Source organism: Streptomyces sp. NPDC034670 (assembly GCF_055574875.1).
On sequence record NZ_JBVITR010000043.1, the window covers coordinates 1 to 13,620 of the forward strand.

Annotated in this window: 6 protein-coding genes; 1 reads left to right on the forward strand and 5 read right to left on the reverse strand. The window is 75.2% G+C overall.

Annotated features, from left to right (window positions below; translation table 11 throughout):
* Nucleotides 1-126: 126 nt before the first annotated feature.
* The 5 genes from nudC to ACZ56B_RS24645 all read right to left on the reverse strand — a co-directional run bounded on the left by nudC (nucleotide 127) and on the right by ACZ56B_RS24645 (nucleotide 10,589).
* Nucleotides 127-1,083 (reverse strand): NAD(+) diphosphatase, encoded by a 957-nt coding sequence (gene nudC / locus ACZ56B_RS24625; protein ID WP_468794639.1) that lies wholly within the window; start codon nucleotides 1,081-1,083, stop codon nucleotides 127-129.
* A gap of 136 nt (nucleotides 1,084-1,219) precedes the next feature.
* Nucleotides 1,220-2,632, reverse strand: coding sequence for a dipeptidase (locus ACZ56B_RS24630; protein ID WP_468794642.1), 1,413 nt, complete (start codon nucleotides 2,630-2,632; stop codon nucleotides 1,220-1,222).
* 10 nt (nucleotides 2,633-2,642) lie between these two features.
* Nucleotides 2,643-6,344, reverse strand: coding sequence for a UvrD-helicase domain-containing protein (locus ACZ56B_RS24635; RefSeq protein WP_468794645.1), 3,702 nt, complete (start codon nucleotides 6,342-6,344; stop codon nucleotides 2,643-2,645).
* 156 nt (nucleotides 6,345-6,500) lie between these two features.
* The gene (locus ACZ56B_RS24640) at nucleotides 6,501-9,944 is read right to left on the reverse strand and encodes an ATP-dependent helicase (RefSeq protein WP_468794648.1); all 3,444 of its coding nucleotides are present in this window, start codon (nucleotides 9,942-9,944) and stop codon (nucleotides 6,501-6,503) included.
* 258 nt (nucleotides 9,945-10,202) lie between these two features.
* Nucleotides 10,203-10,589: an MGMT family protein gene (locus tag ACZ56B_RS24645; protein WP_468794651.1), complete on the reverse strand. Its 387-nt coding sequence runs from the start codon at nucleotides 10,587-10,589 to the stop codon at nucleotides 10,203-10,205.
* 162 nt (nucleotides 10,590-10,751) lie between these two features.
* Here ACZ56B_RS24645 and ACZ56B_RS24650 point away from each other — a divergent pair, with 162 nt between their 5' ends.
* Nucleotides 10,752-13,556, forward strand: coding sequence for a lysylphosphatidylglycerol synthase domain-containing protein (locus ACZ56B_RS24650; RefSeq protein WP_468794654.1), 2,805 nt, complete (start codon nucleotides 10,752-10,754; stop codon nucleotides 13,554-13,556).
* The last annotated feature ends 64 nt before the right edge of the window (nucleotides 13,557-13,620 follow it).

Sequence of the window (13,620 nt, forward strand, 5' to 3'; positions counted from 1 at the left end):
AAGAAAGAAGCCCCCCCCCCCCCCCCCACACCCCCCCCCCCCCCCCCCCCCCCCCCCCCCCCCCCCCCCCCCCCCCCCCCCCCCCCCCCCCGCTCTCGTGCGGGTCCCGTCGCAGGACCGGTTCCCTCAGAAGGCCCCGCGGGTCGGCAGGTCCTTGCCGTACCAGCGCTCGATCAGGCGGGCCGCGATCGAGATGCCGTAGGGCGGGAGCACCTCGCCCGACTCGAAGGCGGTCCGCAGCTCGTCGCGGGAGAACCAGCGGGCCTCGTGGATCTCGTCGCCGTCGACGTCGATCGCGGTCGAGGTGGCGCGGGCGAAGAAGCCCAGCATCAGGCTGGACGGGAACGGCCAGGGCTGACTGGCGATGTACTCGACCTCGCCGACGTCGATGCCGACCTCCTCGTGGACCTCGCGGCGCACCGACTGCTCGATGGACTCGCCGGGCTCGACGAATCCGGCGAGGGTCGAGAAACGGCCCTCGGGCCAGTGGACCTGGCGGCCGAGCAGGATGCGGTCCTGCTCGTCGATCACGGCCATGATCACGGCGGGGTCGGTGCGCGGGTAGTGCTCGGCGCCGCAGGCGGGACAGCGGCGGATGTGGCCGGCCGCGGCGATGACGGTGCGCTCGCCGCAGCGGGAGCAGAAACGGTGCAGTCGCTGCCAGTTCTCCAGGGCGACGGCGTGCACCATCAGACCGGCGTCCCGCGGCGACAGGAGCAGGCCCGCCTCGCGCAGGCCCGCCGGGCGGGCGGATTCGTCCATGCGGCCGGGCAGGGAGTCCTTCTGGAGGGCGAAGTAGCTGACGCCGTCCTCGTCGGTGCCCAGGAAGTAGCGGTGCGCCTCGGTGAGCGGGGCCTCGAAGGACGGGGTCATGACGATCTCGGTGCGCCCGTCCGCCGTCTCGTCGATGAGGACCTGGCCGCCGGAGACCACGAAGCAGCGGGTCGAGGGGTGGCTCCAGGCCGCCGCGAGCCACGCCTCGTCGAGCCGGTGGTGGGCGGCGCGGTCGATGCCGCTCGGGGCGGTGAGCGAGATGGGTCGGTCGGCGGTGTGGTCGGTCCAGGTGGTCACGGGTGCTTCCAACTCCCCCGGGGGGACGGATCGGTTCGGCGGGCGGTTCGGCGGGACGGGCGGCGCGGGCGACCGGGGCCGGCGGGCGCCGCCGGGGGCCCTTCCAGTGTGCCCCGCGCGGGCGGCCGGTCCGGGCGGCGTACGGCGGTCAGGGCGCGTGCCGCCAGTGCTCGGCGAGGTCGCTCCACAGGTACGCGCTCGTCTCGACGCCCTTGAGGAGCAGGTCGAGTTCCACCTTCTCGTTGGGGGCGTGCCAGCCGTCGGACGGGACGGAGATGCCGAGGAAGAGCACCGGTGCGCCGAGGACGTCCTGCAGGTCGGCGGCCGGGCCGGAGCCTCCCTCGCGGGTGAAGCGGACGGGTGCGCCGAAGGCGCGGCCCATCGCCCGGACCACGGACTGCAGGGCCGGGTGGTCCAGCGGCGTCAGGCACGGGCGGGTGGCGGGGCTGAAGGAGATCTCGCAGCGGACGCCTTCGGGCAGCTGTCCGGGCACCCAGGCGCGGACGGCCTTCCGCACGTGCTCCGGGTCCTGGCCGGCGACCAGCCGGAAGGACAGCTTCACCACGGCGGAGGACGGGATGATCGTCTTGCTGCCGGGGCCCTGGTAGCCGCCGCCGATGCCGTTGACCTCCGCGGTGGGGCGGGCCCAGAGGCGTTCCAGGGTGCTGTATCCGGTCTCGCCCAGGGTGCCGTGGGACTTGGCGGTGCGCAGCCACTGCCGCTCGTCGAAGGGCAGTTCGGCGAAGAGTTCGCGCTCGCGGTCGGTGAGTTCGACGACGCCGTCGTAGAAGCCGGGGATCGCCACGCGCCCGTGTTCGTCGTGCAGGGCGGCGACCAGGCGGGCGACGGCGGTGGCCGGGTTGGGGACCGCGCCGCCGAAGGAGCCGGAGTGGATGTCCTGGTCGGGGCCGTGCAGCCGGATCTCGCACTCGGCGAGGCCGCGCATGCCGGTGCACACGGTGGGGGTGTCCTCGGACCACATGCCGGTGTCGGAGACGATCACGGCGTCGGCGGCGAGCCGGTCGGCGTGCTGTTCGACGAGCGCCCGGAAGTGGGGGGAGCCCGACTCCTCCTCGCCCTCGATCAGGAGCTTCAGGTGGACGGCCGGGGTGGTGCGGCCGGTGGCGGCGAGGTGGGCCCGGACGCCGAGGGTGTGGAAGAACACCTGGCCCTTGTCGTCGGCCGCGCCGCGCGCGTACAGGCGGTTCCCCCGTACGACGGGTTCGAAGGGGTCGCTGTCCCAGCCGTCCTCGCGGGCGGCCGGCTGGACGTCGTGGTGGCCGTAGACCAGCACCGTGGGCGCGCCGGGGTCGGCGCAGGGCCACTCGGCGTAGACGGCCGGGGCGCCCGGGGTCTGCCAGACCTCGGCGGTCGGGAAGCCGGTCTCCTCGAGCTTGGCGGCGAGCCAGTCGGCACTGCGGCGCACGTCGGGGGCGTGGTCGGGCCGGGCCGACACGGAGGGGATGCGCAGCCATTCGACGAGGTCGTCGAGGAAGGCGGGGCGGTGCTGTTCGATGTACGTGCGGACGGCGCTGACGGCACTGTCAACGGGCTGGCTCATACCGACGAGCCTATCGGCCCGCGCCGGTGTCCTCGGAGTGCGGTATCTCACCGGGCGGCTCGCCGGACGGGTCCTCCAGCAGCAGCCGTTCCAGTGCGGCCCGGCCGGGCAGGGGGTCGGGGCGCACGACCTCGCCGGTGCGCACGTACAGGAACGCGGCGCCGACGGACTCCGGGGGAACGCCCTGCTGCTCGGCCCAGGCGAGCCGGTAGACGGCGAGCTGGAGCGGGTCGGCGGTGCGGGCGCGGCCGGTCTTCCAGTCGACGATCTCGTACGTCGCCCCGTCCCCGTCGCCCTCCTTGTAGACGGCGTCGATGCGGCCGCGGACGACGCGTCCGGCGATCGACAGCTGGAAGGGGGCCTCCACGCGGTAGGGGGTGCGGTGGGCGTACTCGGTGCGTTCGAAGGCGTCCTTGAGGGCCTGGAGGTCGCGTTCGTCGGCGATCTCGGCCGCGGCGCCGGGCAGGTCGTCCGGTTCCAGCATGGGGAGGGTGAGTTCCTCGAAGCGGGACTCGACCCAGGCGTGGAAGCGGGTGCCGCGGCGCGCGGCGGGCTGCGGCGGGCGGGGCATGGGGCGGGCCAGCTCCTGGGCGAAGCCGTCCGGGTCGGCGGCCAGGCGCAGCAGCTCGGAGGCGGTGAGCGAGGCAGGCAGCGGGACCTCGGTGGTGCTCGCGCGGGTGCGCAGCAGTTCTCCGGCCAGGGCGTCGAGGTCGCGGTCCCAGGAGGCGACGGTGCGGGCCTCCTCCGGGGTGAGCCGGGGTGCTTCGGTCTCCTCCTCGGCGGAGCGGGGCCGCGGGGTGCCGCCGGTCCGTGCCGTCCCCTCCGCGGGATCCGGGTGCGGGACGGCCGCGGCCTCGGCGGGGCGGGCGCGCGTGTCCTCGGGTGTGCCGGGGCCGGGGCCTCCGGTGGACTCCGGGGACGTGGCCTGGTGCGGGACGGTGGGGCGGTCGGCGGGACGGTCGGTGGTCCAGGAGTCCCAGTCGTCCGGGTCGTCGTCCGGGAAGGGGGCGTCCTCCGCGGGGAAGGGGGCGCCGTCCGGGAAGGGGGCCCCTTCCGCGGTGAAGGGGTCGTCGTCCGGTGGCGGCGGCCAGTCGGGGTCGTCGTGGGTGTCCGGGTCGTGCAGGGCCGCGGGCCGGTCGTCGGGGCGGGCGGCGAGGCGGTCGAGGTGGGCGAGGACGGTCTCGGCGGCCGCGCGGCGGCGGGCGAGGGCGTCGTCGTCCAGGGGCAGGGGCCACACCTGGTCGTCGGCGGCCCGGTGCAGGGCGGGGTTCTCCTCGTCCTCGGCGGGTTCGTCGGCCCACGCCTCGATCTCGCCGTACCCGGCGGCGCAGTGGTCGTGGAGGGCCCGGAGGAACGCGGAGGGGCCGCGCGGCTTCTTCTGGCTGGGGCCCCACCAGTGGCCGGAGCCGAGCAGGAGGGAGCGGGGGCGGGTGAAGGTGACGTAGCCGAGGCGGAGCTCCTCGGTGTGCTGGTGCTCCTTCATCGCCTCGTGGAACGCCTTCAGGCCCCGGGCGTCCCAGGAGGGGACGTCGGGCAGGGTGGCGGCGTCGCCGCGCAGCGCGTGCGGCAGCACCTTGCCCTGGGCGGTCCACTTCTCGCGGCCCTGGCCGCTGGGGAAGGTGCCCGTGACCAGTCCGGGGACGGCCACGACGTCCCACTCCAGGCCCTTGGACTTGTGCGCGGTGAGCACCTTGACGGTGTTCTCGCCACCGGGCAGGGCGTTGTCGAGGCCCTTCTCGTACTGGGCGGCGGTGCGCAGGAAGCCCAGGAAGGCGAGCAGGGTGGCCTCGTGGTCGCCGGCGGCGAAGGAGGCGGCGACGTCGAGGAAGTTGGACAGGGTCTCCCGCCGGCGGGCGGCCAGGGCGTGCGGGGAGGCCGACAGCTCGACCTCCAGGCCGGTGACGGCGAGCACGCGGTGCAGGACGTCCATGAGGGGATCGGCCAGACAGCGGCGCAGGTCGCGCAGTTCGGCGGCCAGGCGGGCGAAGCGCACGCGCGCCTCGGGCGAGAAGGGCAGCCCGTCGTCCTCCCGCTCCTCCAGCGGTGTCTCCAGGAACGTGTCGAGGGCGTCGGCGAGCGAGATCACCTCGGCCGGGTCGACGCCCTCGACGGCCTCGGCGAGCCGCCGGTCCGGGTCGTCGTCCGGCGTGCGCCCGTGGGACACCAGCAGCCGTGCGCGGCGTCCCAGCAGGGCGAGGTCGCGCGGGCCGATGCGCCAGCGCGGGCCGGTCAGCAGCCGCACGAGGGAGGCGTTGGCGCCCGGGTCCTGGAGGACCTCGCAGACGGCGACGAGGTCGGCGATCTCGGGCAGGTGCAGCAGCCCGGACAGGCCGACCACCTCGACGGGGACGTCCCGGGCCACCAGCGCGCCCTGGATCTCGGCGAAGTCGGTCGCCGTGCGGCAGAGCACGGCGATCTCGCCGGGCGCCTTCCCGGTGCGCACCAGGTGGGCGATGGAGTCGGCGACCCAGTCGATCTCCTCGGCGTGGGTGCGCAGCAGGGCGCAGCGCACGAGGCCGTCGCGTTCGGCGCCGGGGGCCGGACGGAGGGCCTCCACGCCCTCGTGCAGGGCGCGCAGGGGTGCGGCGAGGCCGTTGGCGAGGTCCAGCAGGCGGCCGCCGCTGCGGCGGTTCTCGCTGAGCGACTGGCGGGTGGCGGGGCGGCCGTCGGCGTGGGCGAAGTGCTCGGGGAAGTCGTCGAGGTTGGCGACGGAGGCGCCGCGCCAGCCGTAGATCGCCTGGCAGGGGTCGCCGACGGCGGTCACCGGGTGGCCGGTGCCGTGGCCGAAGAGGCCGGACAGCAGGACGCGCTGGGCGACCGAGGTGTCCTGGTACTCGTCGAGGAGGACCACGCGGAACTCCTCGCGCAGGGCGCGGCCCACCTCGGGGATCGCGGCGAGCCGGGCGGACAGGGCGATCTGGTCGCCGAAGTCGAGCAGGTCGCGTTCGCGTTTGGCGGCCCGGTAGCGCAGCACGAGGTCGGCGAGCTCGCGCCGCGCGGCGGCCGCTTCGGGGACCTTGCGCAGGTCGGCGTTGGTGAGCGCGGTGTGCTCCAGGGCGCGCAGCAGTTCGGTGTCGTGGGCGCGCAGCTCCTCGGGCGGCACGAGGTGCTCGGCGAGTTCGGCGTCGAGGGCGAGGAGGTCCCCGACCAGGTCGGGGAAGGAGCGGGTCAGGGCCGGGTAGGGGCCGGGGGCCTCGCGCAGCACCCGTGCGGCGAGCTGGTAGCGGGTGGCGTCGGCGAGCAGGCGGGAGGACGGTTCCAGGCCGATGCGCAGGCCGTGGTCGGTCAGGAGGCGGCCCGCGAAGGCGTGGTAGGTGGAGATCACGGGCTCGCCCGGGGGGTCGTCCGGGTCCGGCCGGGAGGGGTCGGGGCGAAGCACCGCCGCCGGGGTCGACGGGGAGGGGCGGCCGGGTGGCGGGAGGGGGTCCGGGTCGGTGACACCGGCCTTGACCAGCGCCTTGCGGACGCGTTCGGCGAGCTCGCCGGCGGCCTTGTTGGTGAAGGTGAGGCCGAGCACCTGCTCGGGGGCGACCCGGCCGGTGCCGACCAGCCACACCACGCGGGCCGCCATCACCGTGGTCTTGCCCGATCCGGCTCCGGCCACGATCACCTGCGGGGCGGGCGGCGCGGTGATGCAGGCCGTCTGCTCCGGGGTGAAGGGGATGCCGAGGAGTTCCTTGAGCTGATCGGGGTCGGTGAGGCGAGCGGGCACACGCAGAGGCTAGCGGCGGGTACCGACAGCGGAGGCCGAAGCGCCCTCCGGGTCGGGGAAACCGCAGGTCGGAGCAGGGGGTGCGATGCGTCACTCCGGTTGTTCCGGCCCTTTCGGCGGCTCCGGCCCCTCCGGTCGCCCGGCGGTCACCGGCGGTCACTCGACCACGTGCCGGCCCTCCGGCCGGGCGCTGCAGGAGGCACGGAAGGCGCAGTGGGCGCAGTGCTGGCCGGCGGTCGGGGTGAACCGTTCGTCGAGGACCTTGCCGGCGGCCGTGGCCAGCAGGTCGCCGATCCACTCCCCTTCCAGCGGCGGCTGGGCCTGCACCTTGGGCAGGGTCTCGCCGCCGTCCCGCCGGGCGGCCCCCTGCCGCAGCTGGACGAGTTCGGCGCCGCCGGGCTCGGGGCGCACCCCGCCGAACACCTCGTCGACGGCGCCCTCGCGCACGGCGAGCTGGTAGACGGCGAGCTGGGGGTGGCGGGCCACTTCGGCGGAGCTGGGCGCCTGCTTGCCGGTCTTGAAGTCGACGACGTAGGCGCGGCCGTCGCGGTCGGCCTCGACGCGGTCCATCTGGCCGCGGATGCGGACCTGGTAGTCGCCCGCCTCGAGGGTGACGTCGAAGTCGTGCTCGCCGGCCACCGGGGTGCGTCCGGCGCGGTCCATGACGTGCCACTTCAGGAAGCGTTCGAGCGCGGCACGCGCGTTCTCCTTCTCCTGCGCCGACTTCCACGGCGCGTCGAAGGCCAGCGCGTTCCACACGGAGTCGAGGCGTTCCATGAGGACGTCGAGGTCGGCCGGGGTGTGTCCGGAGGCCACCTCGTCGGCCAGGGCGTGCACCACGTTGCCGAAGCCCTGGGCGGCGGTCGCGGGGGCGTCGGCCTTCACCTCGCGGCCCAGGAACCACTGCAGTGCGCAGGTGCGGGCGAGCTGGTCGAGGGCGCTGCCGGAGAGCACGACGGGCTGGTCGCGGCTCCGCAGCGGCACCTTGGACTCGGTCGGTTCGAACATGCCCCACCAGCGGTAGGGGTGCGCGGAGGGGACGAGCGGGCGGCCGTCGTCGTCGGCGAGGGCGGCGAGCCGGGCCAGCCGGTGGGCCGCGGCCCGCCGCAGGGCGTCCGAGACGCGCGGGTCGACCGTCGTGGCGCGCAGTTCGGCGACGAGCGCGGCCACGGACAGGGGGCGGCGCGGGCGCCCGGTGACGTCCCGGGGTTCGACGCCGAGCTCGGTCAGGAACCGGGAGGGCTGGTCGCCGTCGTCCGCGGGCGCCTTCACGGCCGTCACCACCAGGCGTTCGCGCGCACGCGTGGCGGCCACGTAGAACAGGCGGCGCTCCTCGGCGAGCAGGGCGCCCGGGGTGAGGGGTTCGGCGAGTCCGTCGCGGCCGATGCGGTCGGCCTCCAGCAGGGAGCCGCGGCGGCGCAGGTCCGGCCACAGGCCCTCCTGGACGCCGGCCACGACGACCAGGCTCCACTCCAGGCCCTTGGAGCGGTGCGCGGTCATCAGGCGTACCGCGTCGGGGCGGACGGCGCGCCGCGCGAGGGTGTCGGCGGCGATGTCCTCGGCCTCGATCTCCTCCAGGAAGTTCAGGGCGCCGCGGCCACCGGTGCGCTCCTCCGCGCGGGCCGCGGTCGCGAACAGCGCGCACACGGCGTCGAGGTCCCGGTCGGCGTTGCGTCCGGCCGCGCCGCCGCGCCGGGCGGCGCGTTCCAGGCGCTGGGGCCACGGCGTGCCGTCCCACAGGTCCCACAGGGCCTCCTCGGCCGTGCCGCCGCCGGCCAGGCGCTCCCGGACCTTGCGCAGCAGCGCGCCGAGGCGCTGGGCGCCCCGCGCGTACGCGGGGTCGTGCACGGCCAGCCGCTCCGGCTCGGCCAGCGCCCGGGCGAGCAGTTCGTCCGAGGGCGGTGGCAGCGGGTTGCCCGCGGCCCGCTCCTCCTCGCGCAGGGCCCGGCCGAGGCGGCGCAGGTCGGCGGTGTCCATGCCGGCGAGGGGGGAGGCGAGCAGGGTGCGGGCGGTCTCGGTGTCGAGCCAGCACGGTTCCGGCACGGCGCCGGCCCCGGGGCGGTCCTCGTCCGCGCCGGGTCCGGCGTGCTCCCCGTCCGTACCGGCCTCGGGACGCCCTCCGTCCGCCGCGGCTTCGCCGGTCGTCCCGCCCACCGCCGTCCGAGCGGTCCCGGACCCGGCCTCCGCGCCCTGGCCGTGGCTCTCGGCCGCCGCCGTCGCCACCGCCCGCAGGGCCGTCAGCAGCGGGGCCACCGCCGGTTCGTGGCGCAGGGGCAGGTCGTCGCCGTCGACGTCCACGGGGACGCCCGCCGCGGTGAGCGCGCGGCGGAGCACGGGGAGGGCGCGGGAGCCGGCCCGCACCAGGACGGCCATGTCGCTCCAGGGCAGGCCGTCCTCCAGATGGGCCCTGCGCAGGATGTCGGCGATGTTGTCCAGCTCGGTGCCGGGCGTCGGGTAGGTGTACACCTCGACCCGGCCGCCCTCCCGCGCGGCCGTGAGCTCCCGGTGGGCGCGGACCTTCTCGGCCGGCAGGCGGGGCAGCGGCATGCGCCGGGTCACCAGCCGGGTGGCGGCCAGCAGGGCGGCGCCGGAGCGGCGCGAGGTGCGCAGCACCCGGACCGGGGCGGGGCGGCCGTCCGCGCGGCGGAACGCGTGCGGGAACTCCAGGATTCCGCCCACGTCCGCGCCCCGGAAGGCGTAGATCGACTGGTCGGGGTCGCCGAAGGCGACGAGGGTGCGGCCCTCGCCGGCCAGGGCGTGCAGCAGGCGCACCTGGGCCGGATCGGTGTCCTGGTACTCGTCGACGTAGACGGCGTCGTACCGCGCGGTCAGCTGCCGGGCGACCTCGGGGCGGCGGGCGAGGAGCACCGCGCGGTGGACCAGTTCGGCGTAGTCGAGCACGCCCTGGAGGTCGAGGACGTCGAGGTACTCGGCGAGGAAGGCGGAGGCGGCGCGCCAGTCGGGGCGTCCGATGCGGCGGGCGAAGGCGTGCAGGGCTCCGGGTCCGAGGCCGAGTTCGCGGGTGCGGGCGAGCACCGCGCGGACCTCGTCGGCGAAACCGCGGGTGGTCAGGCAGGCGCGCAGTTCGTCGGGCCAGCGCACGTGGGCGAGGCCGAGCCGTTCCAGGTCGGCCTGGCCGGCGAGCAGTTCCCGGACGGTGACGTCCTGCTCGGGACCCGACAGCAGCCGCAGCGGCTCCACGAAGAGGTCGCTGTCCTGGTGGGCGCGGATCAGGGCGTAGCAGAACGAGTGGAACGTGGTCGCCTGCGGGGCCCGCGCGGCACCCATGCGCAGGGCCATGCGGTCGCGCAGCTCGACGGCCGCCCGGCGGCTGAACGTCAGCACCAGGACGCGTTCGGGATCCCCGCCGCGGGCGATCCGCGCGGCCACGGACTCGACCAGCGTGGTGGTCTTCCCGGTGCCCGGACCCGCGAGGACGAGCAGCGGTCCGGTCCCGTGGTCAACCACGGAGCGCTGTGCGGCGTCCAGTCGGGGGGGATTCACGCGGGCCGGCGGGGTACGGACCAGTCGGTAAGCGCCGCGGCTCCCCCGCCGCACCTGGGGGTGCGACAGGCCGCTGGTGGAGGAAGAGGAGCTCACGTGGTTCGCCGGTCCTGGTGGGTGTGCTGGGGGGCGGTCCGCCGCGCGCGGAGGGCGGTGGACCCGGGTGTGGAGGGGGCGCGTGCGGCCGACGCTACGCCGGTGAAAAGTACGGAAGCAGGACTTCCGGTTTTTCTCTCGCGGCACTCACGGCACACCCGTCCCTCCGCTCACGAACGTACGTCATGCCATGGGCGTGCCTCCCTCCTCCCTCGCGGATCACGCGTCACACGGCGGCGCGCGCGATGGCGGAAGCTGTCAGGTGTGACCCCCGGTGCGTCCACCGCCGTCCCACCGCGCACGCCTCATGTCGAGGCGCGGCACGTGGTCCGCCGCGGCCCGGCCCGCCTCCTTCAGCGGCGTGCCCTCCGCGCGGTAGTGGCCGAGCGCCCTCGGTTCGTGGCCCGGCAGCAGGACCCCGTCCGCACGGACGACCCGCCACCACGGGACGGCCCCGCCGTAGAGGGCCATCACCCGCCCGACCTGCCGGGGGCCGCCCTCCCCCAACCACTCCGCCACGTCGCCGTACGTCATGACCCGGCCCGGCGGGATCAGCTCGGCCACCTCGAGGACCCGCTCGGCGTACTCGGGCAGGTCGCCCGGGTGCTCCGGGACGGCACCGGGCGGAAGGCTCTCCTGACTCATCCGACCCATCCTGCACCACCCCACCGACAACGCCCCGCGTCCGCGCGCGTGCGCCCCCCTCGCCCCGCGCCACCGCCCCGGGCAGACCGTGCGGCCCCGCATTTGGACCCTGATGTCCCCTTGTGCCGGTACGGCATGCCACCATCGTGCGGGCGGTGACTGGTGATACGAGACCAAGAAGAGACGACGAGGCAGCAGGGCGCGCACCCCGGGGACACGGGGAGCACCCCTGACACCCCGCCGCGCCCGGACACCGCGAACGCCGACACGAGGGACGTCGACACGAAGGGCGCCGGCACCGGGGCGGCCGGGAAGAGGGCCGCACTGGACACCGACGGCACCGACGGCACCGACGACGCGGACACGGCGTACATCGACGAGGTCGAGGGCGACGAGCCGCTGCTCCCCGCGCGGGTGCACCGCCCGTCCGACCTCATGCGGCTCCTCGTGGGCGTCCTCGCCGTCGTGGTGCTGCTGGCGATCGCCGCGTTCGCCCACGGCACCACCTCGGGCCTGGAACAGGACATCACCAAGGGCACCGGGCAGGCGCCCGACCTGCTCATCAAGATCGCGGGCCTGGCCTCCAGCATCGCGATCCTCCTGGTGCCGGTCGCCTTCGCCATCGAACGCCTGATCAAACGGGACGGGCTGCGGATCGCCGACGGCGTGCTCGCCGCCGTGCTCGCACACGGTGTGACGCTCGCCACGGACCTGTGGGTCGCGCGGGCCGCCCCCGACTCGATCCAGGAGGCGCTCACCCAGCCCTCCCCCGGCGACATCCACGCCCTGACCGATCCGGTGCACGGCTACCTGGCCCCGGTCATCGCGTACATGACGGCCGTCGGCATGTCCCGCAGGCCCAGATGGCGCGCGGTGCTGTGGGTGGTCCTGCTCCTCGACGCCTTCTCCATGCTCGTCACCGGGTACACGACCCCGTTCTCGATCATCCTGACGGTGCTGATCGGCTGGTCCGTCGCCTACGGCACCCTCTACGCGGTCGGCTCGCCCAATGTGCGCCCCACCGGCCGGACCCTGATGGCGGGCCTGCGGACCGTCGGATTCCACCCGGTGAGCGCCTCCCGCGTGGAGTCCGGCGACGCGTCCGAGGCCGGGGACCGGGGACGCCGGTACTTCGTCACCCTGGAGGACGGCCCGCCGCTGGACGTGACGGTGGTCGACCGGGAGCAGCAGGCGCAGGGGTTCTTCTACCGGGCCTGGCGCAACCTGACCCTGCGCGGCTTCGCCACCCGCAGCAGCCTCCAGTCGCTGCGCCAGGCCCTGGAGCAGGAGGCGCTGCTGGCGTACGCGGCCATCGCGGCCGGAGCCAACGCGCCCAAGCTGATCGCGACCTCCGAGCTCGGCCCCGACGCGGTCATGCTCGTCTACGAGCACACCGGCGGGCGCACCCTCGACTCGCTGGCCGACGAGGAGATCACCGACGAACTGCTGCGCGACGCCTGGCACCAGGTACGGGCGTTGCAGTCCCGCCGCATCGCGCACCGCAGGCTGGTGGGCGACGCGATCCTGGTGGACCGCTCCGGCACGGTGATCCTCACCGACCTGCGCGCCGGCGAGATCGCGGCCGGCGACCTGCTGCTGCGCATGGACGTCTCCCAGCTGCTCGTGACGCTGGGCCTCAGGGTGGGCGCCGAACGGGCGGTGGCCTCCGCGCTGAGCGTCCTCGGTCCCGACGCCGTGGCGGACTGCCTGCCGATGCTCCAGCCCATCGCGCTGAGCCGCTCCACCCGCGCGACCCTGCGCAGGCTCGCCCGGGAACGGGCACAGCGCGAGCGCGAGGCGGTCCTGGAGGCCTCCCGGCAGTCCCGGCTGCTCCGCGCGGAGCAGACCGCCGACGACACCGAGCGGCCCGTGCTCGAGAAGCCCGACAAGAAAGCCGTGCGCGCGGAGCAGCGGGCCGAGAAGCGGGCCATCGACGAGGCCCTGGAGGAGGCGCGCGAGGAGGACCTCCTCACCCAGATCCGGCACGAGGTGCTGCGGATCAGGCCGCAGGCTCCGGTCGAACCGGCCCGTCTGGAGCGGGTGCGGCCGCGCACGCTGATCAGTTTCATCGCCGGCGCGATCGGCGCCTACTTCCTGCTGACCCAGCTCGCCCACATCGAGTTCGGCCCGCTGATCGCGGGCGCCGAGTGGGGCTGGGTGGCCGCGGCCGTGCTGTTCTCGGCGGGCAGCTACTTCGCCGCCGCCCTGGCGCTGCTGGGGTTCGTGCCGGAGCGGGTGCCGTTCCTGCGGACGGTGGCGGCGCAGGTCGCCGGGTCGTTCGTGAAGATCGTCGCCCCGGCGGCGGTGGGCGGTGTGGCCCTGAACACGCGTTTCCTCCAGCGCGCGGGGGTACGGCCGGGGCTCGCGGTGGCGAGCGTCGGCGCGTCCCAGCTGTTCGGGCTGGGCTGTCACATCCTGATGCTGCTGTCCTTCGGCTACCTGACCGGTACCGAGAAGACGCCCTCCCTGTCGCCGTCCCGCACCGTCATCGCGGGTCTGCTGACGGTGGCGGTGCTGGTGCTCGTGATGACCTCGGTGCCGTTCCTGCGGAAGTTCGTCGTCACCCGGGTGCGGTCGCTCTTCGCCGGGGTCGTGCCGCGCATGCTCGACGTCCTGCAGCGGCCGCAGAAGCTGGTCACCGGCATCGGCGGCATGCTGCTGCTCACCGCCTGCTTCGTGATGTGCCTGGACGCCTCGATCCGGGCGTTCGGCGACGAGACGACCTCGATCAGCATCGCCGGCGTCGCCGTCGTCTTCCTCGCCGGCAACGCACTGGGCTCGGCGGCGCCGACGCCGGGCGGTGTGGGCGCGGTCGAGGCGACCCTGACGGTCGGCCTGATCGCCGTCGGCCTCCCCAAGGAGGTCGCCGCGCCGGCGGTGCTGCTGTTCCGGCTGCTGACGCTGTGGCTGCCGGTCCTGCCGGGATGGCTGGCCTTCAACCACCTCACGCGCAAGGAAGCGCTCTAGGGGCGGTCCCCGGGGGATACGGGATACGGACGGCGAGGACGGCGCGCGCACGGACAGCGAGGAC